This window comes from Novacetimonas hansenii (genome assembly GCF_014843995.1).
Taxonomy (GTDB): Bacteria; Pseudomonadota; Alphaproteobacteria; order Acetobacterales; family Acetobacteraceae; genus Novacetimonas; species Novacetimonas hansenii.
On record NZ_CP062147.1, the window covers coordinates 2,274,557 to 2,299,702 of the forward strand.

Consider the following 25,146-nt stretch of genomic DNA (forward strand, 5'->3'; position numbering starts at 1 on the left):
CGGGATGTCCGCCAGATGGTTCCGGCGCGGGCATTCCGCGGCTCTGGGGCGGGATGAAGGCGCGATGCGACGGATGTTGAAATGGGGCCGCACGATGGCCTGTGCGTGTACACTCATGGGGGCCATGGTGGGGATGACCCTGCTCCCTGACAGGGCGCATGCCACCGCGCCGCGTGACGTGGTGTTTGAACACCTGACATGGACGGAAATCCGCGATGCCCTTGCCCAGGGATGGACCAGCGTCATCATTCCCGTGGGCGGGACGGAGCAGAGTGGCCCCTTCATCGCGGTGGGCAAGCATAATGTCCGCGCCACCGTGCTGTCACAGCGCATCGCGCACGAGGTGGGCCACATGCTGGTGGCGCCCACCATCGCATATGTGCCCGAAGGCGGCACGTCACCCCGCACGTCGCACATGCGCTTTGCCGGAACGCTGAGCATCCCGCCCGCCGTCTTTCGCGAACTGGTCACGGGAGCGGCCGAAAGCCTGCGTGTGCAGGGGTTCCGGCGCATCGTCCTGCTGGGCGATCATGGGGGATACCAAAAGGATCTCAGGACCGTGGCACAGGTGCTGAACCGCAGGTGGGCAGGCACGGGCGCGCATGTGGTTTATCTGGGCGCATATTATGATGTCGTGGCGGGAAGCTATGCCGATTACCTGCGCAGGCGGGGGTTGGGGGCGGATGTGGGCACGCATGCCGATCTCAGCGATACGTCGCTGATGCTGGCGGTACAGCCGGATATGGTGCGCCAGGACGCCCTGCATCATGCCGCCCTTCCCGGTCCGTCGCAGGGTGTCTATGGCGGCGACCCCCGCCCCGCAAGCGCAGCGCTGGGACAGGTGGGAACGGACATGCAGGTCACAGCAGCCGTCAGGGCGCTCCAGACCGACCAAAATGGTCCGATTTCTCCGTGATTGCCAGATTTTTGCCGCGTGCTATAGGGGCGCCAGGAGATTGGATCGCATGAGCGTAAAAAAACTGTTTCTGATGTCGGGGCTGTGCATGGCGGCCCTGGGATGTGCGGGATCGTCCGGGGCACGGGCGCAACAGGTGGTACAGACCATTCCCGGCATGCCGCCGGTCGTGGACCCGCGAAATATCTATACCGAAACGACACCCGCCCATATCGCACCAGAAGTGGCGCAGGACCCGGCACGGATATATGTTCCCAACCTTCGGTCGAACAATGTCTATGTCATTGATCCGCAGACCTACAAGGTCGTCAACCGCTTCCCCGTGGGCAAAAGCCCGCAGCATGTCGTGCCGTCGTGGGATCTGCGCACCCTGTGGGTGACAAACAATGCCGAAGGCACGACCAACGGCAGCCTGACCCCCATCAACCCGCGCACCACCCTGCCGGGGCCGGAGGTCGCGGTCGATGACCCGTACAACATGTATTTCACGCCCGATGGCAAGTCGGCCATAACGGTGGCCGAGGCACGCGAACGCCTCGATTTCCGCGATCCCCACACCATGCAGTTACAGACATCGGTGGAGGTGCCACAATGCAAGGGCGTCAACCATGCCGATTTCTCGATTGACGGACGCTATGCCATCTTTACGTGTGAGTTCGGTGGCTATCTGGCGAAAGTGGATACCGTCAATCACACGGTGATGGGATATCTCAAGCTGTCAAGCGGTGGCATGCCGCAAGATGTACTGACCGGCCCGAACGGGCATACATTCTATGTTGCGGACATGCATGCGGACGGGGTGTTCATCATTGATGGCGACACGTTCCGTGAAACAGGCTTCATCCCGACAGGAATCGGCACGCATGGCCTGTATCCCAGCAGGGACGGGACGATGATGTATGTGGCCAACCGTGGATCGCACAAGATCCATGGCCCCCCGCATGGCAAGGCCGGTGGCGTATCGGTCATCAGCTTCGCCACCGAAAAAGTGGTCAGCCAGTGGCCCATTCCCGGTGGCGGCAGCCCGGACATGGGCAATGTCAGTGCTGATGGAAAGACGCTGTGGCTGTCCGGACGGTTTGACGATGTTGTCTATGCCTTTGACACCACGACCGGCGCAGTGCGCAAGGTTGCGGTTGGCCAGGAACCGCATGGCCTGACGGTCTGGCCGCAGCCAGGACGCTATTCCATCGGCCATACCGGCATCCTGCGTTAACGGGCATACCAGAAGCCCCCGCGCGATAAAACGGCAACGGACTGTTTATTAAAACACCCCGTTGGTATGGAAACATAAAAGCTCCCGAAGGTGCGCCTTTTTACACCGGCGCCATCTTCGGGGGCTTTTATCGTTTCAACTGACCGGCGCGGCTGTTTCCCGATACCGCACGGGATGGATATGATCGCACCGTTACCATCATGGGTGCCCTGCATCTGTGATGATGGGCTTTTGTCCCCCAAGGTATATTCCTGTGTCATCAGGGACGGGAGTGCGCGACATGTCAGATACGGATCTGGTCCATTTTTCCCCTGCGGTTCCCTTGGGGGTACACGACGCCGTGCGATCGGCGCCCCATTTCGTACGCTGGCGCGACGGGCTGGTGGCGCGTTTCGATGTCCGCCGCATTGATGTACATGATGTCATCATGTTTGGCCCGCGCGTCGGGTTCATCATGGCCGTTGCGGATGCCCGCCACGACGGAAAACCCGTACCGGGCGCAGCCCTGTTACGCGGAGATTCGGTTTCGGTCCTGCTGGTCCTGCACTGTCCGGGGACCGCGCCGCTTACGGTCCTGACGCGTGAAGCGCGCATTCCCATCGCCCGGCCCGACCTTCTGGCATTACCTGCGGGCATGCTGGATGGCGGAGAGTTCATCAGCACGGCCCTGCGTGAACTGTCCGAAGAAGTCGGGACGGATCTGAAGGTCAGGCAGGAAGACCTTGTGCTGCTTGATACCGTATGGCTTTCCCCCGGCGGGACGGATGAAGCCATAGCACTTTATTGCGCGGACATAACGCTCCCCACTGATGTCGTGCACACGCTGGACGGACGGCATACCGGACTGCCGGGCGAGCATGAAAACATACACCTGCATGTCCTGCCTTTGGCGGACCTACCCCACATTGGCCGGACAGATGCCAAGACGATATTGTCCTATCACCTGTATATGGCACGCCGCGTCAGACAGAATGACGCTGGTGCCGATCTTTCTCCTTGACACATAAGCGTGAGGGACATCATAAATCCGGGAAGCAGATTTGCCTTGGCAACTGCTTCTTGGACGTTTCCTCCCTAAACTCAAGCGGTGCATATGCACCGCTTTTTTTTTGCCTGGGCTTATATATTTTTTTTATAATTGTCCAAGATCGCTTATGTTGGTGACATCAGGCAAATTTCAGGAACATGATCATGAGTGGCATTTTCGACGACGTAATGGGAAAGCTGACCAACCTGGCAGCCAGTTCGGGATTGGCAGAGCAGGTGCATACCTATCTGGCACAGTTGCTGACCCCCGATACAATTTCTTCCCTGATGGATCAGGCGCAGAAGGCCGGCCTGACCGACAAGGTACGCTCCTGGATCGGTACTGGTGAAAACCTGCCGATTTCCACCGACGAACTGCGTTCGCTGCTCAGCAGCCAGCAGGTGCAGGCAATGGTGGATCATACCGGCCTGCCCGCCAGCACGATCCTGCCGGTTCTGGCCCATCTGCTTCCTGTCGCCGTCAACGCACAGACCCCGCAGGGTGAAGTGCCGGCAAAAGCCTGAAACCCCACCGCGACTGTCTGTCAACATAACCTGTCAGGTCTGGCGTGCCATATGGTGGGCCAGACCTGACAGTTCCGCCATGACACGTGACAAGACCTGCTGCACGACAGGAAAACCGTCATGGCGTTCCAACGTGCGTTCATCCATATATAGATGGCGGCTGATCTCCATCTGCAGGGCATGAACGCCCCTGCGTGGCCTGCCATAATGCCGTGTCACGTATCCACCGGCAAAGGGCATGTTCCGTGCCACGCGATATCCATGCTCCGTCAAGATTTTTTCAACCATAGCGGTGATTTCAGGCGCGCATGATGTACCCCATGCGTTCCCCAGAATGAAATCGGCACTGTCACGCCCCCCCTGCCGCGGCATCGAATGCCCATCCAGCAAAATGCACAGGCCATGCCGTGCTACGCTGGCCTCAATCAAATGAAGAAGCGCTGCATGGTAAGGATACCAGCACTCACGGATACGACGTTCCGCTTCTTCAAAATCCAGGGAATGGCAATAAATCGGCCCGCCATTCCCAACCAGGCGGGCAATGGTGCCAAAACCTGCCTGCACCTTTTTACTGGAGGTATTGCACCAATCCGGCAACGCATCGCGAAACATGCTGGGGTCCAGTTCCCATGGCTCCCGGTTGGCATCGCAATAGGCACGTGGGAAATGGGCATGCAGCAGGGGTGCCCCATATAATGGCGCAGAGTGTAACAACTCCTCCACGAAACAATCCTCACTCCGTCGCAGGGCCGCAGGCGACAGACGGGATTGTTTGAGAAAGCGATCCGTATAATCCCGCCCCGAATGCGCAGAGGCCACCACCAGTGGCGAAATCGATACACCTGGGGGAATGACCTCATACGGCGGCAACGTGGTTAACGGCATGGGAACACACATAAAACGTGGTGTCTGCACAGGAGGACGCGAAGAAATGGCATGTCGGACATAGGGACAGGCGACCAAGAGCTGGTCAATGTGATTTTTTCTGAAAAAGGGGGTTGCACGAAACCCCGGTGGCAGTTAGAAGCCTTCTCACCGAAGCAAATGGGCGCATAGCTCAGCGGTAGAGCACTACCTTGACATGGTAGGGGTCACAGGTTCAATCCCTGTTGCGCCCACCATTTGCTTCGGTTTTCCGCCAAAAACTAACGTTGTATGAGATATCACCATCCCGGTGATATCTATCAGCGTCTATATCTATCTACGGCAATCCAGATAAATCTGTGGAAAATCCGTGGAGCGTTTTGGCTTGTACCCGCGCCCTATTCTCCTTATAATCCCCCTTGCTGCGCCACTCCCATCTCCGTGGGATCTCCGCATGTGGCGCGGCACCTGACGTGGGGTAGAGCAGTCTGGTAGCTCGTCAGGCCCATAACCTGAAGGCCGCCGGTTCAAATCCGGCCCCTGCAACCAATGCGACGTGCTTGCTGAGTGATACCAATGGTCCCTCCTCAATCAACCACAGAGCATGCCGAGGACGGAAGGCGTATGCCGTGACAGCCGGAGAGACGGCACCAGTTTTAGTTGCCGAGGCAGCACGGAAGGACGTGCAATACGGGACAGTTCGGCGCAGGTCGCCAAATCAGGCCACGGCCCCCATTGAACGGCAGGGAGTTCGTATTACGAGCCGGTATCAAGCCCGGCCCGCAGCAATTGAGCGAAGAACGGCAGGGCCTTAACGGGTTCCTGCCGTTTTCGTTAACACGACATGCCAATGCGTTAGCGTTGTCGATCAACCGTTAACAGCAAAGTTCCCTATCGATCACTTCTGGCACCCTCTCCGCAGACAGAACAGCCGATGCATCCACCGCCAGATCACCACCTGCCCCCGACAAACGGCACAACCCGCGCGCGCTGGCCGCACTGTCCTGCATCCCAATCTTTGACCAGTTTCATCACCCGTGCCCGCAATTTCTCCCGATCGGAGATCAGGCGCGCGGCCTCCCGGCGCCGGGCGTCGTCGTTCTGCGCGAATATCGCTGTTTCGTAACCCACCTGCCGCGACATCTCCACGTCCGGCAGGGAGGATAGCGGGGCATAGGCGACCTGCAGGCTGACCTGCTGGGCACGCGACCGGGATGCAGATCCCTGGATGCCGACAGTCGGGGCCGTGGTGTCGAACCACCGTGGCGACATGGCCACCGGGACGTTCCGCAAGATCCTCAAGGATCTCGGACTGACCGAAACCGATCTGGAGGTATGAGGATGCTTTACGCTTATCCGGTCGATCTGGAGACCAATCCGGACGGCACCATTACAGCATCATTCGATGGGGTTGCCGGGGGCGACCGATGGTGCAACCCGGAAGGAGGTGATGCAGGAGGCGCAAGACCTGCTGGTCACGTCTCTGTCCATCTATGTGGACGATGGCGCGGCTGTCCCCCTGCCCCCGGCATCCAATGGTCGCCCGCTGGTTTATGTGCCTATGCTGGAATCAGCCAAGCTGGCGCTCCATACAGCAATGCTGGAGAACAGGATCAGCAACGTGGAACTGGCGCGCCGGTTGGGCGTGGCGGAATCCTCCGTGCGTCGCCTGCGCGATCTGTTGCATGAAAGTAAGATCGGTCGCGTTGAGGCAGCACTTCATGTGTTGGGGCGACAGGCGACGGTAGAAGTGTTGGAAGTCGCGTGATCTTGGAACGGAATTACTTCAGCCCCCGATCACGTAACTGCGCCGCCATGTAAAGCGCATGCAGTTTGAGCGGGATGGCGATCTTCCCGATGGCCGCATCAGGGTCCGCCAGGGCCACGCTGCCCAGGCGCGGGCCGGTCATGTCCACCATCGCCTTGAGCAGGTCAATCAGCGTTTCCGTTGCCCCTGCCGCCGTCTTGGCCTGCGTGATAACGGTGCTGGACAGGTTCGCCGCCGTGCCCGTGATCGTGGAAATGATGAGGCTGTCCACCTTCTCCACATCAGCAAGAATGCTGTCGAATGCTGTTGCCATTTTGGTTTCCGACTATATAGCGGGCAGCATAAAGTGTGTATCCATACACATTCACCCTTGACGTTGTGCGGTGTTGTATGTATAAAATACACATGTACACAGAGACGTAATCCGAAAGATCGAAGCCGCCGGATGGACGCACCGGAGAACCACAGGCAGCCATCACCACTTCCGGCATCCCGGGCGACCCGGAACGGTGACAGTCCCCCCCCCCAAGAGAGACCTGCCAAAAGGCACCCTCCGCAGCATAGAAAAACAGTCAGGAGTATCTTTAAAATGACCAATTATATCGGACTGATCCGCAAAGACGCTGAAAGTGATTTCGGGGTTGATTTCCCCGATTTCCCCGGATGCGTATCAGCCGGGGGCACGCTTGATGAGGCGCGGGTAATGGGTCAGGAGGCCCTTTCAGGGCATATCGACTGCATGCGGGAAGATGGTGATGCCATTCCCGCCCCGTCTTCTCTGGAAGACATTATGTCTGATCCAGACAACCGGGATGCCGTAGCTTTTCTGGTTGTAGTTCCAGAGAGTGACCGCCTGATCCGGGTGAACGTCACTCTGGAAGAGTCGCTTCTTAAGGCGATAAAGGGAGCGGCTGAAAACCGGTCCCGGTTCCTGTCTATTGCGGCGCGGGAGAAACTGGAGCGGGATGGGGCGGCGGTGTAAGGTCTCCCTACCCATTAAACCTTTTCACAATCGCGGCCTCAAGCAAGTCCTCAAAGTCCTCGCTGTCATATATGGTCTGCAGTTCATGGAGGGTCGCCATCCCCTCCATAATCACGGCTGCGTGCCGCTGGTCTAGGTTTCGGACACGGGCACAGGGGCGCTTTCTTCCGTCCCCAGCATCAGGGATATGAGGGAGAACAAGCGCCCTGCGCCCTTGAAAAAATCCACATGCAACTTGAATGCCTCGGACTGGAGCCAGCCAACCGTGGGGATTTCCCCAATCTGGGTTTGCGCGATGGCCCAGTTCAGGCGCGTGGCCGGATTTCCGGGGTCGGGCTGCATCTCGATGCACTGCATGAGCCGGTCAATCAGCGCGTCCATGCGCACCGGGTCCATGGCGGCGAAGATGCCGATGCCCGCCGCCGCCACGGCCGCAATGCCGCCCCCCTGCACCACCCCGGGAATATCGCCACCAGATGCCGCCGCCGCCTGAAGGCAGTGACGCCCCCAGCGATCGGCATCCACGGCTGACATGCGGGTGATGACGAACCGCTTACCCTTGTCCTCGCCCTTAGACTTGAGGCCGGAAATCACCGTATACGCCAGTGCGACATTCGTGGTGCCCATTGCGGCAGATACGAACGAAATACCAATCGCGGTGTTGGCAAACGACAGGACGGCGTTTCCGTAATCGACGACTGCAGCCACGTTCAGGGTAAATGTGGTGGTCGTGCCGGACTTCGAGACCGTGCAGGCCGCCAGCAGGCCAACCGCCAGCGTTCCGGCCCCGGCACGCAGCAGGGTCCGGCGGGAAATGTTCGGGTTCATAATATGTCCTTGTTGATCGGTCAGGAAACTTTTGTGGGTTCCGGCTTGGCAACGAGGTTTACGCCGATTTCATAGGCTTCGATGGGCATGGCTGTTTATCCGACAGGGTGCGCATAAAGCAGGCGCATAAATGTTCCCCAAAATGGAATATATCCATTGATCCCTTTTTGGGAACATACTGCATAATGGGCATGCAAGTCATCGCCCTCAAAACACTCCGCACCTTCTGGGAAAAGCACCTGCAGGCAGAGTCCCCCTTAGGGCATGGCATAGCGCGGTCTCCAAGGCCGAGTGGGCGACAACGGCAGATATTCGGGAAATGTCCCGCTCTGCTGATTTCGTGGCCGATAACCGCGTAATCTTTAATATTGGCGGCAACAAATATCGCCTGAGTGTTCATGTTTCCTACGAATACAAACGTGTTCTGATAAAGTTCATCGGAACGCACCGCGAATACGACAAGATCAACCTGGAGACCGTATGATGCTGATGGATATCCGACCGATCCGCGATGATGCGGATTACGAATGGGCGCTCAAGGAAATTGAGCAGTATTTCAATCATGAACCTGCGCACGGCACGCCAGATGCAGATCGTTTCGACGTTCTGGCCGTACTGATCGGGGCGTATGAAGGGCGCGTCTACCCTATCCCATCCGCATCACCTCTGGACGTTCTTCGGTTCCATATGGACCAGAACGGCCTGACACAGGCGGATCTTGCGCGCGTGATTGGTTCCCGATCACGGGCCAGCGAAATCATGTCCGGTGGCCGTTCACTCAGCCTGGCGATGATTGCTTCCATCCGCAACGCGTGGAAGATACCGGCTGACCTGCTTGTGCCTGTGCCGGATACCGTGGCGGCAGAGTGATGTTCATTCAGATTCATCAGCCCGCGCATTAGGCAGTGGCCGTCCTTCGATCGCCCGCACCACCATACGACCTATGCCGCGCGCAACTTTCCCTTCGTTCCTGAAGGCGGCAACGGACAGTTCAGGGCGCGGTGGCTGGTAGTTATTCTGTTCCATGCGCCCAAGTTCAAACACCACGGCCTTGATATCGTCAGAACCGATGGACGCATCGACATGCACCCCCTCCCCACTGACCCGCGTGCCATAGCTTTCACGCATGTCGCCCGTCCGCAATCCCGGTTCATCGGGTGCGGCATTCTTCCGTTCAATTCGTCACGAGACTGTGTGCCTTTCCCTTGGCGCGGCCCGTTGAGGGCTTCAAAGCTGGTGATGGTCTTATGATCGCAGACGTAAAGCGCACCCTGACCGTGTTTCCACTGGCAGGATATTGGGTATGGTCCCGATATTTTGTCGCACAACCACAGCAGATCATTGATCCAGACTTCCCAGTACCATTCACACCGCCATTCGCACCATCAGTGCGTACCTTTACTGACGCCACAGGAACAGCCCCCCCCGTCACCTGCGGGGATAAGGCCGCCGGCGCAAGCGGGGCGCTGCCCGATGGCTAAACCTCATTGACATGATGGTATTGTGTCGCCCCTCCCCCCACCCCATATGACCGGGCATGGCACATACCGCATCCTCATCCCAGTTTACGGGGCCTCAGCCCCTCGACAGCACGGAAATCCGGCGTTGCATACTGCGGTTGCGTCGTCTGGCAACATTGTTGGACGCGGCTTTCGTCCTGCCCGGTACGCGCTTGCGCTGGGGGCTGGATACACTGATCGGGTTATTACCGGTCGCAGGGACGATGGTTATGGCGATCCCATCGCTTTACATCATATGGGAGGCGCGGCGACTGGGGGTGCCAAGCCGTATCCTCACACGGATGGTGGGGAATGTCGCGGTTGAACTTCTGGCTGATTTCGTGCCGGTCCTCGGTGATCTGGTCGATACCGTTTATAAGGCAAACCTGCGCAATATCGTCCTGATCGAACAGTATTTTGGCATGACGGTGGACGCGACCGGTCGTGAAACGTCGGGCCCGCACTGATCTTGCGGTAAAACGGATATACGGATAACCCAAAAGGAAGGATTACTGCCTGATGGGACCGCCGCTCATGTTCTCTTCCCTTCCCCCCGCGATCGCCGGGGTTGCCCGCATCCTGCACCAGCAACTAGGCGAGCGGGTCACGACCAACGACTCGATCCGTGAACAGCACAGCCATGGCGAGGGCTGGAAGCATGCCCGCCTGCCCGCATTGGTCATTTTTGCTGAAAGCACGGCTGATGTGGCGCTGGTCCTGCGCACATGTCATGAACATATGGTGCCCGTGGTGGCATTCGGTGGCGGCACATCCCTGGAAGGACACGTTACCCCCGGCGCTGACGCCATCAGCCTTGACCTGTCACGCATGACGCGTGTCATCGGCGTCAATGCCGACGACCTTGACTGCCGGGTGGAAGCTGGCGTGACACGGCAGTCACTTAATGCCCACCTGCGCGACATGGGCCTGTTCTTTCCCGTTGATCCGGGGGGAGAGGCCACATTCGGCGGCATGTGCGCCACGCGCGCATCGGGCACGGCGGCGGTACGTTACGGCACCATGCGTGAAAATGTCATGGGGCTGCGCGTTGTCATGCCTGATGGGCGCATTGTCGATACGGGTGGTCGGGTACGCAAATCATCCACCGGTTATGACCTGACAGGCCTGTTCATCGGGTCCGAAGGGACGCTGGGCATCATTACCGAGGTGCAGTTGCGCCTGCATGGTATCCCCGAAACCATCGCCGCCGCGACATGCCAGTTCGAAAACCTTGCCGATGCAGTGCGCACTGCGGTTTCCACCATACAGGTAGGTGTGCCGATCGGGCGCATCGAACTGCTTGATGATGCGCAGATGAAAGCCTGCATCGCCTATTCCAAGCTGGAGGACTACCGCCCGATCACCACCCTGTTCTTTGAATTCCAGGGATCGCCGGAGGCCGTGCGCGAACAGGTGGAAATGGTGGAGGCAATCGCTGCCGACAATAACGGCCTTGGTTTCGTCTGGAGCACCAGTCAGGAAGAACGCACCCGCCTGTGGAAGGCACGACACGGTGCCTATTGGGCGGCACTTGCGGCCCATCCCGGCCATGATGGCATCGCAACCGATGCCATCGTCCCCATTTCGGCCCTGACGGAGCTGATCACCGGCGTCAAGGCAGATATCGAGGCATCGGGACTGGCTGCACCGATTGTCGGGCATGTGGGCGATGGCAATTTCCATACCATCATCATGGTTCCCCCCGGACCCGGCGGTTATGAACGCGCCATGGAACTGGATCGCAAGATCGTACGTCGTGCGCTGGCGCTGCAGGGCTCATGCAGTGGGGAACATGGCATCGGCACGGGCAAGCTGGAATTCATGGCGGCCGAACATGGGGAAAATGCCCTGCAGGTCATGCGCGCAATCAAGCACGCCCTCGACCCGCAAAACATCCTCAACCCCGGCAAACTGCTCCCCCCTGCAGCAGATGCATCCCCATCCGGCGCGAACGCCTGATCCACGTTACCGCAGGCGGACGCGACAAACATGGCAAGGACAGGGCAGACAGAGACACACCAGCACGATACCGCCCGGACAGAACGGTTGCGGCAGGCCATGCAGCATCTGGAAAACGGCGGGTTCGCACAGGCGCGGGCCATTGTCGAACCCCTGTGCGATGACAGGCGGGCGGATATCATCCTCGCCCATGCCCTTGCGGGCTGCGGCCGCAGTGCCCGCGCGGCACGGATGCTGTGTCGGCTGGCGCAGGACAATCCGACGGCCCGCCATCCCGCACAGGACATGATGACACTTCTGCTGCGCCATTCGCGGCTGGAGGAAATTGAAACCACCCTGCATGCCACCTTGCGGCAGACCCCCAATGATATCCGCCTGTATGACCAGCTTGGGGAATTCCTGCTACTGCATGCCCGCACGCAAGAAGCGATAGAAGTCCTGCTCGAGGGATGCCGCCGCCATCCTTCCGCCCTGCGAACGGGGAATCTTCTGGCGGTAACGCAGAACGAAACGGGAGAAGCACACAAGGCGCAGGCCCTGCTGCGCCATCTTCTGACCTACCATCCGCAAAGCGCCATGACGCACGCCAACCTGGCGCATATCCTGACGATCGACAACAAGGTGGACGAGGCCCTGCATCACCATGCGCAGGCGCTCGCACTGCGGCCAGATGATCCGCATATCCACCTCAATCATGCCATGACCCTGCTTAAGGCGGGGCGCCATGCGGACGGATGGCCCGAATATGAATGGCGCCTGCGCATACCCGGTCGTTTAAAATATCCGCCCGAACGCCTGCTGCCGACCCTGAAACAGGATGGCAAGCTGACGGGACAGCGGATCCTGATCCTGTCAGAGGCGGGTTTGGGCGACATGCTGATGTATCTGCGCTTTGTCCCGGCATTGATCCGTCGTGGCGCGCGTGTAACATTGCAGGTTCCGCGCGAAATCCTGCCACTTGCCGCACGCATCTATGGGGTGGAACGGGTGATCGACCCGCTGCGCCCAGTTCCCGCCCATGACTGGCACTGTCCCTTCGGCAGCCTGCCACGCGTTCTGGCGCAGACATCCGATATTATCGGCGCGCCCGTTCCCTATCTGCAGGCCGACGCGCACAAGGTACTGGCATGGGCGGATTACATGCCCCCCCGTCCCGGCCTGCGCGTCGGGCTGGTCTGGGGCGGCGCAAGCCGACCGGGTGTGGCGCAGGCGCAGGCCATCGACCGCAAGCGTTCGATGAACCTTGTGCAACTGGCCTGCCTGTCAACGATTCCCGGACTTTACCTTGTCAACCTGCAGCGGGGGCAGCATGCCCGGCAGATGACCGACATTCCCGATGGCATGCAGCTTTATGACCCCATGGATGACGTACGCGACATGGATGATACCGCCGCGATCATCATGAACCTTGATATCGTCGTGTCGGTCGATACCTCCATCGTGCATCTGGCGGGGGCACTGGGCCGGCCCGTCATCATGATGGATCGGTATGACAATTGCTGGCGATGGCAGTCAGGACAGGAGGACAGCCAGTGGTACCCCCATCTGCGGATCGTGCGTCAGTCCCGCCCCGGTGCATGGGATGGGGTCGTGGCACGCGTGCATGACCTGTTGCAGGCCGCGACCATACGTCACACTGCCCCGATGCACTGACCTGACCGAACGAACATACACATGCTGTCGCAGGAACATGATGGAATTTGTGCCATTTTTTTGGGGCCTGTTTGGAATTAAGTTTTCTAAAGGACCCAGATGTGTTTCAAAGATCATATGGATCGCTTCATACTGACGGATGCCCAATGGGCGAAGATGGAACCGCTGTGCCTTGGCAAGAAGACGGATCGCGGGCGCAACGGGAAGGATAACCGCCTCTTTATCGAGGCGGTCTTATGGATTGCGCGGACGGGCAGTCCATGGCGGGACCTTCCGACATATTTCGGGCATTGGAACTCGGTTTACTCGCGCTACAGCGACTGGACGAAAGCCGGAGTTTTCCAGAAAATTTTTGAGGCCGTCTCTGACGATGCCGACATGGAATATGCGATGATTGACGGCACGGTGGTTCGGGTTCATCGCCACGGCCAGGGCGCAAAAGGGGGACCCGAAGCCAGGCGATAGGACGCAGTGTGACGGGATGGTCGACCAAGATCATCGCCATGACCGACGTCCTGGGCAATCTGGTCCGCTTCACGCTGATCCCCGGCCAGCATTACGACACGGTCGGGGTTGCGCCCCTTCTGGAACCGGCGGATTTCAAGGCGCTTCTTGCCGACAAGGCGTTTGATGTCCACTGGATCGTGGATGCCCTACATGCGCAAGGCGCCTGTGTAGTCATTCCCCAGCGCAAGAACCGCCTCGACAGGCGCCCGTTCGATGCCGCCCTGTTCAAGGCGCGCCATCTCATCGAGAACTTCTTCTGCAAGCTCAAGGAGTTCAAGCGTATCGCAATGCGAAGTGAGAAGACTGACAGATCATTCGCAGCCATGATCTATCTCACAGCCGCTATCATCAATTCACGATAATTCCCAACACGCCCTGAATGACACCATGTTTTTCAGGGCTGTTGGCAAACGCCCGACCCAACACTTCCCCCGTTTCCTGACGATGATTATTCTGGAATCTCTCGCCAGGATCAGGACATTGCGGTAATCAACCCTTCCACGGCGGCACGGGCGGCATGTTCCGCCCCGGACGCATCCTGATTGCGGATTGCATCAAAAATACGCTGATGCGCCGCAAGATCAGGTTCGGGCAAAGTCGGTTCCACCACAGCGGTATGGGTGCCGCGACGCACTTCCGATACAAAATAACGGTAAAGCTCACTCAGCGCCGTATTATGCGACGCCTGCGCGATCGCAAGGTGAAAGGCCGTATCGCGCGCGACAAATGCCTCCATATCCATATCGGAAGATTTCTCCCCCCGGGCCAACAGCAGCTTTTCCAGAAGGTCAAGGTCACGTTCGGTCCGGCGCAGGGCCGCAAGGCGGGCGGCCTCCGCCTCCAGCACCACACGCAGTTCGAAATGGTCCCGCAGGCCGGAGCGGCTGATACGATGGATGACATCAGCAGGATCGGTGCGGGACCTTACATAGGTGCCATCCCCCTGCCGCACCTCCAGTATGCCCGCATGGGACAGGACGCGCACGGCTTCGCGCACGGTATTGCGCCCAACCTGCAACAAGTGTGCCAGTTCGGTTTCCTTGGGGATACGCTCCCCCAAGGCCCATGCCCCCTGCGCCACGCGTTCACGCATGAAGGCAATGGCCTGTTCCACAAGGGAATGCCGCGGCAGTGGTGGAAAAGAAGACATGACCTGCTTCATATCCCAAAATCCCCGCACGCAACAGGGTCATACGCGCCAGTGCGCCCCCCCCATAATCAGTCGAGCCGGACCGCAGGACGGACAAATACATCAAGCCAGTCCACAAGGCAGGAGACCATGCCACGGAACGGCCCGTAAAGTTCAAACTGGTGCTGGCGATACAGCATCAGATGCACCAGACGCGCGGATAGCCCATGCAACCACCCTCCGCCAAAAACGGTTCCACCGGGGAATGTACCCCACCCATTGTAATCCCCCAGCGCCACGACCGCGCCCTTGTTACTGAACACGAATGGTGGCAGCGGACGCCCGGCGATCCACGCAGGCAGGTGACGCGCCAGATGGTGGGCCTGCTGACGGGCGGCCTGCGCGGTGGGGGCCACGGGCTTTTCCGCGATGAAGGCACAGTCCCCCATCGCGAAGACATTGTCATCCCCCGTCACCTGAAGGGTCGGGCGCACCTCCAACTGTCCAGAGCGCGACAGCCTGATATCACCGAATTTCCGTGTCACATCGGGCGCCTTCACCCCCGCTGCCCAGACACGCAATGTCGCGGGGACATGGCTACCGTCCTTGAGCATGAACCCATTCTCATCCGCCCCACTGACCATGGCAGAGGTTTTCACCACCACGCCAATGGCCTCAAGCTGTTTCATGGCCGCCTCGGACACGGCCTCGGGGAAGGCTGGCAGGATACGTGGACCGGCTTCCAGCAAAGTGATCTTCAGTTCGGGCGGTTTCTGTCCAAAGCTGTACAGTGCCGCAAGGCCCAGCGCCTTGTGCAACTCGGCGGCAAGCTGCGTGCCGGTCGCACCGCCCCCCACAATGGCGATATCAAGTTCGCGGTGATAGGCAAACGCCTTGAGCAGTTCCGTGCGAAACCGGTCATTGAAACCATTGGCATCGACCAGGTTATCAATGAACATGCAATGTTCGGCCACACCTGGCGTGCCGAAATCATTGGCGCGGCTGCCGATCGACAGGATGACCGCGTCATAGTCAAGGGTACGTTCATCAAGAACCGTCTCCCCATTCGGATCAATCACCGGGGCAAGGGTGATGGTCCTGGCGCGTCGGTCCATGCCGGAAATCTCGCCGGGCCAGAAATCGAAATGATGACGGCTCGCCTGTGACATGAAGCTGATCCGGTCATTCTCGTTGGCGGCCGTGCCTGCGGCGAAGCAATGCAGCATCGGCTTCCACACATGGGCAAAACTTTTGTCCACCAGTGTAATTTCCGCGCGCCCGGATTTCCCGACCGATTTGCCAAGGCGGGTGGCCAGCGCAAGCCCGGCGACCCCACCACCAACAATCACGATCCGAAACTTCTGCGCCATCTCACTCTGCTCCAACCCGTTCGCACGACCAGCCACCCGCCAATATGACGCGCGCCGCCTCATCCATCCCCCGGTTCATCGGGCACACACCCGCCATGTCCTGTGGTGAAAAACACACCATGGACAATGCCCTGCCCCGGGGCTGGCCCACGTTATACCCCATTATCCGTGACCAAAATCAAAAAACGGCGCGCCGGTTCGCACCCGTCAGACACGCAGAATGGATCGGCATGAGGCCCCCGGAACAATATGCACAATATCTTTATTCAAAACCATGCAGGACATCAGTGCATGGCAACTGGCATGATGATACGCCACGACAATAACGGGACAGGAAGGCCCCTGACAGAAATGGACACAGCGCAGACGGGCCTTCTGGACATAATCCTGCCGCGTTACCAGTTCATGGAAACGCACCATATCGTAATCCGCGCATCGCCTGCACATATCATGGAAAGCATCCGCGCCTATCGCGCCGGGCATGACCCGCTGGTGCGCATGGCAATAGGGATGCGCGAACTGCCCGCCCGGCTGATGGGGACGCGGGGCGGACGGATGCTCGATCTTGATGATTTCACTGTCGTGGGACAAGAGGGCAACGTGGAGATTGTCTTTGCCCTTATGGGCGCATTCTGGGAAGCCGATTATGGCCTTGTCCCCATCCCGTCGCCTGAAACCTTTGCCGCATGCGACCATACTGGGATATGCCGGCTGGCCATGGGATTTCACATCAGAACGTGCCCCGACCATCCCTATAACAGGGTCGTGACACAAACGCGTGTCGATTGCCCTACCCACGCCTCACGTCGTCGTTTTGCCCCTTACTGGTACGCCATACGCCCTGTCAGCGGCCTGATCCGGCGGCGCATGCTGAACCGAATTCGCATGATGGCAGAACGTGCATAACCCCGGCCCCCACCGACCGGATCGCGGACGCATTTAGACAATCCGCTGTCAATCATAAGAGACAGTTTGAAAAGTCATGATCGATAACATACTGAAATTATAAAGGTTTTTTGGTGAAGCTTTTCCCAAAAAGCTTCAGAAGACGCCGCCTTTTTGGAAAAAGGCGGCACCCAAAAACTTTTCTTGTTTTTTATCAACGAGTTGTTTTCAAACAATCTCTATTAGGCAAGACTTTTCAAAATGTTGCCATTTTGGAAATGGCACCTCCAGACTCTCTCACTGCAAACCCGTTCAATACGCTCCCATTCCATGCGGGCCATCATCAGATACCCATAAAACTATCATAATAATGTGCGATAATATTTACATTCCAGCACGTAAAAACGCCCGCCTTTACGGCCGGACGCACCGAAAAATCCCCTCCTGCAAGCAGTGCCCCCCTTATGGCATCAATCCGGTTTTGAGCCAGCCTCCTGCGCGACATGCAATTGTACCTTATTGTCCTGCAGAACCTGCCGGATACGTGCCGATGGGGGACGATCTGTAAAAAATCCATGGATGTTCGACAGGTGCCCCAACCGCCCCATCGGGCGACGCCCGAACTTGCCTTGATCGGCCAGCAGAAACACCTTGCGCGCGTTACGCATCATCGCCTGCGCGATATTGATCTCATCTGCATCGAAATCCAGCAGCGTACCGTCTTCCTCAATCCCGCTGATGCCGATCACCGCGAAATCGGTCCGATACTGGTCAATGGAGGAACTGGCCGTTGAGCCCGTAATGCCCCCATCGGAAAACCGCACCTGCCCACCGGTGACAATCACCTGAAAATCAGTGCGTGAAGACAGGGTGGAGGCGACATGCAGGTTATTGGTGATAACCCGCAGTGACCTGTGCTGGCGCAATGCCCGCGCGAATGCCTCGGTCGTGGTGCCGATACTGATGAACAGGGAGGAATTGTCGGGAATGGCGCGTGCCGCGATCTGTCCGATCGCTTCCTTGGCGTTGCGATTCAGGACCTGCCGTTCGGCATAGGCAATATTTTCAACCGAGGACGCAAGCCCCGCCCCACCATGGTGACGGGCCACCAATCCCTGCCGCGCCAGGGCATTGACATCACGACGGATGGTCTGGACCGCCACATTCAGACGTTGGGCAAGGTCTTCGTTGGAGACATACCCCTGAAGGCGCACGAGTTCCATGATCTCGCGATGCCGTTCTTCCGCCGATACGCTGGCCATACGTCGTCGATCCCGCTCTTGCCATTCTTTACCGATCCCAAAGCACAGGAGCGGTGTCATCGTAATCTATAGCAATTCAGGAACATGCAAAACAGCGGGCCGGGTCATCGGAACATATCTCCCGCGCCCCGGCCCCTGAAATCACACTGAAATCACACCATCAGATCAGGAAGATGCAACCGTCCGGCCTGTCGCCCCAAGATCTGCGAATGTCTGATCAAGGCGGGAGACGATGCTGTTTTCACCAACACGCAGCCACTTGCGCGGGTCATAGACCTTTTTCAGTGGCTTGCCGGTGGAAGGCGATATCTGGTGACGGAATGCCTCAGGGTTTTCCAGCACATATCCCCCGACACCTTCGGCAAAGGCAAACTGGATGTCCGTGTCGATGTTCATCTTGAACACACCATAGGACACCGCCTCGGCAATCTGGCGCTGTTCGGAGCCGGAACCACCATGGAAGACAAGTGCGAGCGGACGCTCCCCCTGCCCCGTCGCCTCTGACACGGCCTGTTGTGAATGCAGCAGGATTTCAGGACGCAGTTTCACATTGCCCGGCGCATACACGCCATGCACATTGCCAAAGGACGCGGCGATCGTGACAAACCCAAGCGGCGAAAGCTCGTTATATGCACGCAGCACATCGGCCGGTTGGGTATAAAGATGGGCATTGTCCGCACCGTCATCAAGGTCATGCCCGATACCATCTTCCTCGCCCCCGGTAACGCCAAGTTCGATTTCAAGGCCGATCCCAAGCGGGGCCATGCGGCGCAGGAATCTGGCGCATTCAGCGATATTATCGTCCAATGACTCGGCTGAAAGATCGATCATGTGCGACGAAAACAGCGGCTGCCCGGTTGCATGGACGGCGGCCTCACTCTCGTCGATCAGGTCTGACACCCACGGCAGAAGCTTGCGATCGGCATGATCGGTATGCAGGATCACGCACACCCCATATGCCGCCGCAAGCGTATGCACATGCCGCGCCGCCGCCACCGCGCCCAGAACACGGGCGCGATGCTGGTCCTTCATCCCCTCGCCCGCATAAAAACGCGCGCCACCGTTCGACATCTGGATAATGACGTCGGAACGGTTGCGGGCGGCGGCCTCCAGCACGGCATTGATGCTGTCGGTGCCCACGACATTGACCGCAGGCAGGGCATATCCCTCGCTACAGCATGTCGCGACCAGCTTGCGATAGTTTTCACCCGTAACCACCCCAGGAGGCAGGGAAGGACGTGCGGAATGTGCCATGATCGAACCAGCCTTTCTTTGTTCTTGTTTTTTTATCGCCAGGTTTTGGTGGAAAAATCGTGATGCCCCTCGACAAAGCGAAGAGTTCCCGATTTTGAACGCATGACCAGCGAATGGGTAATGGTCCATCCGTTGTTCTGCGAAATCCCGCGCAGCAACGTGCCGCCCGTAACACCGGTTGCCGAAAACAGCACATCGCCACTGGCAATGTCCGTCAGGTCGAGCTTGCGCGACGGGTCCGCACCGGGATTCATCTTCTTTGCACGTTCAAGCTGGGTGTCATCCTCAAACAGAAGACGCCCCTGCATCTGCCCATGCACACACCGCACGGCAGCAGCGGCCAGCACACCTTCGGGCGCCCCGCCGGAACCGAGATAGATATCGACCTCGTTATTCTCAAGACATGCGGCAATGGCGGCTGCCACGTCACCATCGCTGAGCAGCGTCACGCGTGCGCCCATCGAACGTGCCCGCCCGATAATGTCCTCATGCCGGGGACGATCCAGCGTACACAGCATCAGTTCACGGATATCCTTGCCTTTGGCTGCGGCAAGGGCCTTGAGGTTGGCTTCGACACTTGCATCAAGGTCAACGACATTTTCCGGCAGGTTCGGCCCCACCACAATCTTGTCCATATAGATGTCTGGCGCGTGAAGGAAATGCCCCTCTTCCGCCAGCGCCACCACCGTCAGTGCGTTGGGCAGGTTCTTGGCGCAAAGGTTGGTCCCCTCCAGCGGGTCCACGGCGATGTCCATCGCAGGACCACCCGCGCCTACACGCTCGCCGATGAACAGCATCGGGGCCTCGTCCATTTCGCCCTCGCCAATGACGACGGTCCCGTTGATGGCGACTGTGTCAAAGGCGCGTCGCATCGCCTCCACCGCCGCGCCATCGGCCTCGTTCTTCTTTCCGCGCCCGGTCCACGCAGAGGCCGCGACAGCCGCCGCCTCCGTCACGCGCACCAGTTCAAGGGCAAGATTTCGGTCGGTGACCTGATAGTGGGTTGGCGTGACGGTCATTAAAACAGTCCTTCCTGTATGATTTTCTTATGATCGCTCAAGCGGCGACCGTGCTGGTCAAGGTACGTTTCACAGCCTGATGCCACCCCTGGACCAGTACATCGCGCTGATCGGCGGGCATCCCCGGTTCAAACAGGCGGCCCTGTGTCCAGGTTCCGGCCAATTCAGGAATACTATCCCACACCCCAACGGCAAGTCCCGCAAGGAATGCCGCACCCAATGCGGTGGTTTCCACCTGCCGGGGACGCTCCACCGGGGTCTGGAGCATATCGGCAAGGAACTGACAGAACCAGTCATTGACGGACATCCCGCCATCAACACGCAGCGCGCTCAGTTTCCCGCCACCATCCTCGAACATGGCCCCGACCAGATCGAGCGTCTGGTACGCCACCGATTCCAGCGCCGCGCGCGCAATATGCGCCGCCGTGGCATCCAGCGTCAGCCCGCAGATCAGGCCGCGCGCATCCGGGTCCCAGTGCGGCGCGCCCAGACCCACGAACCCCGGCACCATATAAACACCATGGCTGTGTGGAACGCGGGTTGCCATATCATCCGTCTGTGACGCATGGGTAATGAGGTTCAGCCCGTCACGCAGCCAGCGGATCGCGGCACCTGCAACAAAAATTGACCCTTCGAGGGCATAGGTGGTGGTCTCACCGATGCGATAGCCGATGGTCGTCAGCATGCGGTTGTGCGACATGACCGGACGCTCACCAGTATTAAGCAGCGCAAAGCAGCCCGTGCCATATGTGGCCTTGACCATACCCGGTTCAAAACATGCCTGCCCCACCAGCGCCGCGTTCTGGTCCCCCGCCATCCCCGCCACCATGATCGGGTGGCCAAACAGGGCGGGATCGGTTTCGCCGAATGGTTCGCTGTTACCCTGGATACGCGGCAGGATCGCACGCGGGATATGGAACAGGTTCAGCAGGTCATCATCCCACGCACCGGTATGGATATTGCACAGCAATGTCCGCGAGGCGTTGGTGATGTCGGTTGCGTGTACCTTCCCCCCCGTCAGCCGCCACAGAAGGAAGCTGTCGATGGTACCACACGCAAGCTCTCCGGCCTCTGCACGGCGGCGGGCGTCAGGGACGTTATCAAGAATCCAGGCAAGCTTGGTCGCCGAAAAATAGGGATCAAGCAGCAGGCCCGTCCGTTCACGCACCAATGCCTCATGCCCCTCCTGACGCATGCGCGCGCACTGGGCCGTCGTCCGGCGGTCCTGCCACACGATTGCACGGTGGACCGGCTCGCCCGTCTTGCGGTCCCATACGACAATGGTCTCACGCTGGTTCGTGATCCCGATGGCCGCGATCTGTTCCGCGCCGCCAACCTGTTCCATCGCCTCACGCGCGGTGGATACGACGTTGCTCCAGATCTCGATGGGATCATGTTCTACCCAGCCATGGTCCGGGTAATGCTGCTGAAATTCCACCCGCGCCGTGGCAAGTGCCGCAATTTCACGATTGAACACGATGCTGCGTGTCGATGTCGTGCCCTGGTCAATGGCGAGAATCTTGTTCTTCTTGTTCATTGTCGTCTCCTGTCCCATCGGGATGCAGATATCGCAAAGTGCGGCAACGTCAGGCCGCAATGAAGGATGTCAACGCGCCAGAAGCTTTTTCTGCACATAGGCATCAAGGCGGGCGGCGTCCTCATCCGTGACATGCAGACCCATGCGCGAACGGCGCCACAGGATATCGTGCGCAGTTTCGGCGCGCTCGTGCGTCATGAGGTAATCAATTTCACGCGCAGTCAGGCCACCGCCGAAGCTTTCGCCCATATCCGCCGCCGATTTCGCATCGCCCACGATGTCCGTCGCCCGCGATCCATAGTTGCGCACAAGGCGCCAGTGCTGGTTGGCATCCAGGAACGGGGCCGCCCGTGCAAAGCGCGCCAGCGCCCCTTCGAACCCGCCTTCGCCAAGATCCCCGCCCGGCAGGACCCGGTCCGCCGTCCACCCGGACGCCGAAAGGACAGGCAGGAAAGGACGCAGCTTTTCGATCGCATGTTCGGCAAGGCGGCGATAGGTCGTGATCTTGCCCCCAAAGATCGACAGCAACGGGGCCTGCCCATTGGCGGCGTCGATATCAAGTACATAATCACGTGTCACAGCCGACGCATTTTTTGAAGCATCGTCATAAAGCGGCCGCACACCGGCATAGCTCCAGACCACGTCGGCGGGTGTCACAGGCGTCTTGAAATAGCGGCTGACGCTTTCGCACAGATAGCTGATTTCCTCGCCCGAGATCTCGACCTTGCCCGGTGCCTGTGTCCATGGGACATCAGTGGTGCCGATCAGGGTAAATTTCTGCTCGTACGGGATGGCGAATACGATGCGCTTGTCCGGGTTCTGCAGGATATAGGCCTGATCACCCTCAAATATGCGCGGCACGACGATGTGACTGCCCTTGACAAGACGTACCTGCTTATCGGTCTGGATGCAGGCGCGCTCGCGCAGGATCTCGCTCACCCATGGGCCACCGGCATTGACCAGAATGCGCGCACGCACGGTTTCGCGCGTGCCATCACGGGTGTTCTCTATCTCCACTTCCCACAGGCCATCGACGCGACGCGCGCCAAGCATGCGGGTACGGGTGCGTATGTCGGCCCCACGCGCCGCGGCATCCATGGCATTGAGCACCACAAGGCGGCTGTCCTGCACCCAGCCATCGGAATAGGAAAACCCTTTGACACATGTGCCATTCAACGGCGCGCCGACCGGGTTGGTGGTGAAGTCGATAGATTTCGACTTCGGCAGGGTCATCTGCCTCCCCGCAAGATGGTCGTACAGGAACAGCCCGACCCGCAGCATCCATGCCGGTCGCGCCTGTGGCGTATGGGGCAGGATGAAACGCATCGGCCAGATAATATGCGGCGCAATGCGCAGCAACCGCTCACGTTCGATCAGGGCCTCGCGCACCAGACGGAATTCATAATATTCCAGATAACGCAGGCCGCCGTGAATCAGCTTTGTGCTGGCGGACGAGGTATGACTTGCAAAGTCATCCTGCTCCACCAGCAGGACGGAGGCACCACGGCCGACGGCATCGCGCGCGATGCCTGCACCGTTGATCCCTCCCCCCACGATCAGCATATCAACAGTCGTGCCGTTATCGCGCGGCATCCCGGACGATGCCTGGGACGTTTCATCCATGGACAGCATGTGCGTAATTCCTCCTGCCATGTTCGTAAACGAACATTTAGGGGTTATCAACATCAGTCCCGCACTTATTTCATTGATCTACATCAAGTGAAGGATTCCATAAAAACCATTCTATATAAACCTTATTCTGGCAGAAATCAGGCCGATGGACATTTTTCATCAGGTAAGAATGCGCGATTCCGCGCATTCGCCCGTATGTCACAATATAATGCTGCAATGCACAAAATACTTTATAAGAACATGTTAAGGGCATGTATTCAGCGTTTCATAAAAAATTATATAATATTTTTCATCACATTTCCTTATGAACCAAAAATAATCATTTTTAAGGTTCATATGTTCGTTTAAGAACATGATAGATCACAAAGATCGCGTGACAGCGGTCCATGCCGACCGTTTCCCATTGACCGAATAATAAAAGAACAAAGTAGGTCCGATGTTCACAAACCGACAATTCTTCGGGGAACTGATCTCCGAATGTCTCGCCGTCATGATTATCGTCCTGATCGGCGATTCCGTTGCCGCCATGTACACGTTATATGACCCCAGCCCCTATAAACTGTCATATTGGGGGGTCTGTATCGTCTGGGGGCTTGGCGTTACCATTGCCATCTATATCACCGGCAGCGTATCGGGCACCCACGCCAATCCGGCGGTTTCCATCTCTCTTGCGCTGTATCGCGGCTTTCCATGGAAAAAAGTGCTTCCCTACTGCGTGGCGCAGGTCATGGGGGGCCTGATCGGGGCGATTCTTGTCTATACGCTGTATCAACCGGTAATCGACCATTACAATCTGGCACATCACCTTGATCGTGCGATTGATGGCGGGGCGGCAGGTGTATTCTTTACCCATCCGGGGGAATTCGTAACCCCCATGCACGCATTCGCGGATGAAGTCATCCTGACGGCACTGCTGCTGTTCGGCATCTTTGCCGTGACGTGCGAATATAACACGCAGGCCCCGCAAGCAAACTCCAGCGCGCTGATCATCGGATTGCTTGTCGCGTCCATCGGGGCCTGCGCGGGCTATCTGGAGGGATGGGCCATCAACCCCGCCCGTGATTTCGGGCCGCGCCTGTTCTGTTTCCTCAGCGGGTGGAAATATTCCGCCCTGCCGGGACCAGACAATTTCTGGTGGGTCCCGATCGTCGGCCCCCTGTGTGGCGGGGTGATCGGGGCTGGTGCCTATCAGTTCCTGGTGCGTCCGTTCATTCCCCGTTACGCTGCCACCACGGCACAACAGGCAACAGCGGGACAGGTCACCGACCACGAAGACATCCTGCATATCCCCTGATACCCTTACATATCAGGAACA

27 protein-coding genes, 2 tRNA genes and 1 pseudogene are annotated in these 25,146 nt (G+C 58.6%); 17 read left to right on the top strand and 13 right to left on the bottom strand.

The annotated features are described in order from the left end of the window. Positions 1–4 precede the first annotated feature (4 nt). The 4 genes from IFJ82_RS10020 (at position 5) to IFJ82_RS10035 (ending at position 3,683) form a co-directional block, all read left to right on the top strand. Complete coding sequence (locus IFJ82_RS10020; RefSeq protein ID WP_192264378.1) at positions 5–916, top strand: creatininase family protein; 912 nt, start codon at positions 5–7, stop codon at positions 914–916. A gap of 88 nt (positions 917–1,004) precedes the next feature. Continuing rightward, positions 1,005–2,132: a YncE family protein gene (locus IFJ82_RS10025; RefSeq protein ID WP_225578845.1), complete on the top strand. Its 1,128-nt coding sequence runs from the start codon at positions 1,005–1,007 to the stop codon at positions 2,130–2,132. 280 nt (positions 2,133–2,412) lie between these two features. Further along, entirely contained in the window at positions 2,413–3,132 is a 720-nt protein-coding gene (locus IFJ82_RS10030) for an NUDIX domain-containing protein (protein WP_192264381.1), read from the top strand. A 191-nt stretch (positions 3,133–3,323) separates the two neighbouring features. Beyond that, the gene (locus tag IFJ82_RS10035) at positions 3,324–3,683 is read left to right on the top strand and encodes a YidB family protein (protein WP_040511875.1); all 360 of its coding nucleotides are present in this window, start codon (positions 3,324–3,326) and stop codon (positions 3,681–3,683) included. A 33-nt stretch (positions 3,684–3,716) separates the two neighbouring features. On the opposite strand, the gene IFJ82_RS10040 is transcribed toward IFJ82_RS10035, so the two are convergent. Continuing rightward, complete coding sequence (locus tag IFJ82_RS10040; RefSeq protein WP_192264384.1) at positions 3,717–4,568, bottom strand: N-formylglutamate amidohydrolase; 852 nt, start codon at positions 4,566–4,568, stop codon at positions 3,717–3,719. A 161-nt stretch (positions 4,569–4,729) separates the two neighbouring features. Here IFJ82_RS10040 and IFJ82_RS10045 point away from each other — a divergent pair. Next, positions 4,730–4,804 (top strand) — tRNA-Val (locus tag IFJ82_RS10045). A 215-nt stretch (positions 4,805–5,019) separates the two neighbouring features. Further along, positions 5,020–5,096 (top strand) — tRNA-Met (locus IFJ82_RS10050). Between the two features lie 402 nt (positions 5,097–5,498). On the opposite strand, the gene IFJ82_RS10055 is transcribed toward IFJ82_RS10050, so the two are convergent. Then, entirely contained in the window at positions 5,499–5,819 is a 321-nt protein-coding gene (locus tag IFJ82_RS10055; RefSeq protein WP_338042210.1) for a hypothetical protein, read from the bottom strand. A gap of 178 nt (positions 5,820–5,997) precedes the next feature. Here IFJ82_RS10055 and IFJ82_RS10060 point away from each other — a divergent pair, with 178 nt between their 5' ends. After that, complete coding sequence (locus tag IFJ82_RS10060) at positions 5,998–6,315, top strand: helix-turn-helix domain-containing protein (RefSeq protein ID WP_192264387.1); 318 nt, start codon at positions 5,998–6,000, stop codon at positions 6,313–6,315. 13 nt (positions 6,316–6,328) lie between these two features. On the opposite strand, the pseudogene IFJ82_RS10065 reads toward IFJ82_RS10060, so the two are convergent. Continuing rightward, a pseudogene (locus tag IFJ82_RS10065) lies at positions 6,329–6,619 on the bottom strand (hypothetical protein); the annotation flags it as partial. Positions 6,620–6,746: 127 nt separating this feature from the next. Here IFJ82_RS10065 and IFJ82_RS10070 point away from each other — a divergent pair. Next, complete coding sequence (locus IFJ82_RS10070; protein WP_239026131.1) at positions 6,747–6,908, top strand: type II toxin-antitoxin system HicA family toxin; 162 nt, start codon at positions 6,747–6,749, stop codon at positions 6,906–6,908. Then, entirely contained in the window at positions 6,905–7,297 is a 393-nt protein-coding gene (locus IFJ82_RS10075) for a type II toxin-antitoxin system HicB family antitoxin (RefSeq protein WP_192264390.1), read from the top strand. Before IFJ82_RS10070 ends, IFJ82_RS10075 begins: the two co-directional genes overlap by 4 nt. Positions 7,298–7,429: 132 nt before the next feature. On the opposite strand, the gene IFJ82_RS15745 is transcribed toward IFJ82_RS10075, so the two are convergent. After that, the gene (locus IFJ82_RS15745; protein ID WP_225578622.1) at positions 7,430–8,125 is read right to left on the bottom strand and encodes a hypothetical protein; all 696 of its coding nucleotides are present in this window, start codon (positions 8,123–8,125) and stop codon (positions 7,430–7,432) included. Between the two features lie 310 nt (positions 8,126–8,435). Between IFJ82_RS15745 and IFJ82_RS10085 the strand changes: the two genes are divergently transcribed. Both IFJ82_RS10085 and IFJ82_RS10090 read left to right on the top strand, forming a co-directional pair. Beyond that, positions 8,436–8,609 carry a type II toxin-antitoxin system HigB family toxin gene (locus tag IFJ82_RS10085; RefSeq protein WP_239026132.1) on the top strand — a complete coding sequence of 58 codons (174 nt, stop codon included), beginning with the start codon at positions 8,436–8,438 and terminating at the stop codon, positions 8,607–8,609. A gap of 5 nt (positions 8,610–8,614) precedes the next feature. Beyond that, on the top strand, positions 8,615–8,995 hold the full coding sequence (locus IFJ82_RS10090) for a helix-turn-helix domain-containing protein (protein ID WP_192264393.1): 381 nt from the start codon (positions 8,615–8,617) through the stop codon (positions 8,993–8,995). 3 nt (positions 8,996–8,998) lie between these two features. Here the strand turns inward: IFJ82_RS10090 and IFJ82_RS10095 are convergent, their stop codons facing one another. Next, positions 8,999–9,253, bottom strand: coding sequence for a hypothetical protein (locus IFJ82_RS10095; RefSeq protein ID WP_225578623.1), 255 nt, complete (start codon positions 9,251–9,253; stop codon positions 8,999–9,001). A 409-nt stretch (positions 9,254–9,662) separates the two neighbouring features. Between IFJ82_RS10095 and IFJ82_RS10100 the strand changes: the two genes are divergently transcribed. The 4 genes from IFJ82_RS10100 to IFJ82_RS10115 all read left to right on the top strand — a co-directional run bounded on the left by IFJ82_RS10100 (position 9,663) and on the right by IFJ82_RS10115 (position 14,105). Continuing rightward, on the top strand, positions 9,663–10,091 hold the full coding sequence (locus IFJ82_RS10100; RefSeq protein ID WP_192264396.1) for a DUF4112 domain-containing protein: 429 nt from the start codon (positions 9,663–9,665) through the stop codon (positions 10,089–10,091). 67 nt (positions 10,092–10,158) lie between these two features. Beyond that, positions 10,159–11,583, top strand: coding sequence for an FAD-binding oxidoreductase (locus IFJ82_RS10105; protein WP_225578624.1), 1,425 nt, complete (start codon positions 10,159–10,161; stop codon positions 11,581–11,583). 99 nt (positions 11,584–11,682) lie between these two features. Next, entirely contained in the window at positions 11,683–13,236 is a 1,554-nt protein-coding gene (locus IFJ82_RS10110) for a glycosyltransferase family 9 protein (protein ID WP_192266477.1), read from the top strand. Between the two features lie 117 nt (positions 13,237–13,353). Then, a protein-coding gene (locus IFJ82_RS10115) for an IS5 family transposase (protein WP_192264399.1) occupies positions 13,354–14,105 on the top strand; the annotation gives its coding sequence in 2 pieces (ribosomal slippage) (positions 13,354–13,684 and positions 13,684–14,105; 753 coding nt in all). A gap of 110 nt (positions 14,106–14,215) precedes the next feature. Here IFJ82_RS10115 and IFJ82_RS10120 read toward each other — a convergent pair. The 3 genes from IFJ82_RS10120 to IFJ82_RS10130 all read right to left on the bottom strand — a co-directional run bounded on the left by IFJ82_RS10120 (position 14,216) and on the right by IFJ82_RS10130 (position 16,393). Beyond that, complete coding sequence (locus tag IFJ82_RS10120; protein WP_225578626.1) at positions 14,216–14,893, bottom strand: FadR/GntR family transcriptional regulator; 678 nt, start codon at positions 14,891–14,893, stop codon at positions 14,216–14,218. Positions 14,894–14,961: 68 nt separating this feature from the next. Then, positions 14,962–16,242: an NAD(P)/FAD-dependent oxidoreductase gene (locus IFJ82_RS10125; RefSeq protein ID WP_003619461.1), complete on the bottom strand. Its 1,281-nt coding sequence runs from the start codon at positions 16,240–16,242 to the stop codon at positions 14,962–14,964. 1 nt (position 16,243) lies between these two features. Beyond that, entirely contained in the window at positions 16,244–16,393 is a 150-nt protein-coding gene (locus IFJ82_RS10130; RefSeq protein ID WP_175575079.1) for a hypothetical protein, read from the bottom strand. A gap of 200 nt (positions 16,394–16,593) precedes the next feature. Here IFJ82_RS10130 and IFJ82_RS10135 point away from each other — a divergent pair, with 200 nt between their 5' ends. After that, positions 16,594–17,148 (top strand): hypothetical protein, encoded by a 555-nt coding sequence (locus tag IFJ82_RS10135; protein WP_192264404.1) that lies wholly within the window; start codon positions 16,594–16,596, stop codon positions 17,146–17,148. Between the two features lie 449 nt (positions 17,149–17,597). Here IFJ82_RS10135 and IFJ82_RS10140 read toward each other — a convergent pair whose 3' ends face one another. The 5 genes from IFJ82_RS10140 to glpD form a co-directional block, all read right to left on the bottom strand. Beyond that, entirely contained in the window at positions 17,598–18,389 is a 792-nt protein-coding gene (locus tag IFJ82_RS10140) for a DeoR/GlpR family DNA-binding transcription regulator (RefSeq protein ID WP_003619455.1), read from the bottom strand. A 165-nt stretch (positions 18,390–18,554) separates the two neighbouring features. Beyond that, positions 18,555–19,643 (bottom strand): class II fructose-bisphosphate aldolase, encoded by a 1,089-nt coding sequence (fbaA, locus tag IFJ82_RS10145; RefSeq protein WP_192264407.1) that lies wholly within the window; start codon positions 19,641–19,643, stop codon positions 18,555–18,557. Positions 19,644–19,675: 32 nt separating this feature from the next. After that, entirely contained in the window at positions 19,676–20,662 is a 987-nt protein-coding gene (glpX, locus tag IFJ82_RS10150) for a class II fructose-bisphosphatase (RefSeq protein WP_003619452.1), read from the bottom strand. Between the two features lie 37 nt (positions 20,663–20,699). Then, entirely contained in the window at positions 20,700–22,199 is a 1,500-nt protein-coding gene (glpK, locus tag IFJ82_RS10155; RefSeq protein WP_003619450.1) for a glycerol kinase GlpK, read from the bottom strand. 69 nt (positions 22,200–22,268) lie between these two features. Then, on the bottom strand, positions 22,269–23,831 hold the full coding sequence (glpD, locus tag IFJ82_RS10160; RefSeq protein ID WP_081380307.1) for a glycerol-3-phosphate dehydrogenase: 1,563 nt from the start codon (positions 23,829–23,831) through the stop codon (positions 22,269–22,271). A 436-nt stretch (positions 23,832–24,267) separates the two neighbouring features. Between glpD and IFJ82_RS10165 the strand changes: the two genes are divergently transcribed. Next, positions 24,268–25,125 (top strand): MIP/aquaporin family protein, encoded by an 858-nt coding sequence (locus tag IFJ82_RS10165; protein ID WP_075595381.1) that lies wholly within the window; start codon positions 24,268–24,270, stop codon positions 25,123–25,125. Positions 25,126–25,146: the final 21 nt, after the last annotated feature.

Excerpts from the sequence above, each read along its gene's own strand:
- IFJ82_RS10105 (WP_225578624.1), top strand. The coding sequence starts at position 10,159 with ATGTTCTCTTCCCTTCCCCCCGCGATCGCCGGGGTTGCCCGCATCCTG.
- IFJ82_RS10110 (WP_192266477.1), top strand. The coding sequence starts at position 11,683 with ATGCAGCATCTGGAAAACGGCGGGTTCGCACAGGCGCGGGCCATTGTC.
- IFJ82_RS10165 (WP_075595381.1), top strand. The coding sequence starts at position 24,268 with ATGTTCACAAACCGACAATTCTTCGGGGAACTGATCTCCGAATGTCTC.
- IFJ82_RS10040 (WP_192264384.1), bottom strand. The coding sequence starts at position 4,568 with ATGCCGTTAACCACGTTGCCGCCGTATGAGGTCATTCCCCCAGGTGTA.
- IFJ82_RS10075 (WP_192264390.1), top strand. The coding sequence starts at position 6,905 with ATGACCAATTATATCGGACTGATCCGCAAAGACGCTGAAAGTGATTTC.
- IFJ82_RS10095 (WP_225578623.1), bottom strand. The coding sequence starts at position 9,253 with ATGCGTGAAAGCTATGGCACGCGGGTCAGTGGGGAGGGGGTGCATGTC.
- IFJ82_RS10140 (WP_003619455.1), bottom strand. The coding sequence starts at position 18,389 with ATGGCCAGCGTATCGGCGGAAGAACGGCATCGCGAGATCATGGAACTC.
- IFJ82_RS10125 (WP_003619461.1), bottom strand. The coding sequence starts at position 16,242 with ATGGCGCAGAAGTTTCGGATCGTGATTGTTGGTGGTGGGGTCGCCGGG.
- IFJ82_RS10025 (WP_225578845.1), top strand. The coding sequence starts at position 1,005 with ATGGCGGCCCTGGGATGTGCGGGATCGTCCGGGGCACGGGCGCAACAG.
- IFJ82_RS10020 (WP_192264378.1), top strand. The coding sequence starts at position 5 with ATGTCCGCCAGATGGTTCCGGCGCGGGCATTCCGCGGCTCTGGGGCGG.
- IFJ82_RS10060 (WP_192264387.1), top strand. The coding sequence starts at position 5,998 with ATGCAGGAGGCGCAAGACCTGCTGGTCACGTCTCTGTCCATCTATGTG.
- IFJ82_RS10135 (WP_192264404.1), top strand. The coding sequence starts at position 16,594 with ATGGACACAGCGCAGACGGGCCTTCTGGACATAATCCTGCCGCGTTAC.
- IFJ82_RS10100 (WP_192264396.1), top strand. The coding sequence starts at position 9,663 with ATGGCACATACCGCATCCTCATCCCAGTTTACGGGGCCTCAGCCCCTC.
- fbaA (WP_192264407.1), bottom strand. The coding sequence starts at position 19,643 with ATGGCACATTCCGCACGTCCTTCCCTGCCTCCTGGGGTGGTTACGGGT.
- IFJ82_RS10090 (WP_192264393.1), top strand. The coding sequence starts at position 8,615 with ATGGATATCCGACCGATCCGCGATGATGCGGATTACGAATGGGCGCTC.
- IFJ82_RS10055 (WP_338042210.1), bottom strand. The coding sequence starts at position 5,819 with ATGTCGCCACGGTGGTTCGACACCACGGCCCCGACTGTCGGCATCCAG.
- glpD (WP_081380307.1), bottom strand. The coding sequence starts at position 23,831 with ATGCTGTCCATGGATGAAACGTCCCAGGCATCGTCCGGGATGCCGCGC.
- IFJ82_RS10030 (WP_192264381.1), top strand. The coding sequence starts at position 2,413 with ATGTCAGATACGGATCTGGTCCATTTTTCCCCTGCGGTTCCCTTGGGG.
- IFJ82_RS15745 (WP_225578622.1), bottom strand. The coding sequence starts at position 8,125 with ATGAACCCGAACATTTCCCGCCGGACCCTGCTGCGTGCCGGGGCCGGA.
- IFJ82_RS10035 (WP_040511875.1), top strand. The coding sequence starts at position 3,324 with ATGAGTGGCATTTTCGACGACGTAATGGGAAAGCTGACCAACCTGGCA.
- glpX (WP_003619452.1), bottom strand. The coding sequence starts at position 20,662 with ATGACCGTCACGCCAACCCACTATCAGGTCACCGACCGAAATCTTGCC.
- IFJ82_RS10120 (WP_225578626.1), bottom strand. The coding sequence starts at position 14,893 with ATGTCTTCTTTTCCACCACTGCCGCGGCATTCCCTTGTGGAACAGGCC.
- glpK (WP_003619450.1), bottom strand. The coding sequence starts at position 22,199 with ATGAACAAGAAGAACAAGATTCTCGCCATTGACCAGGGCACGACATCG.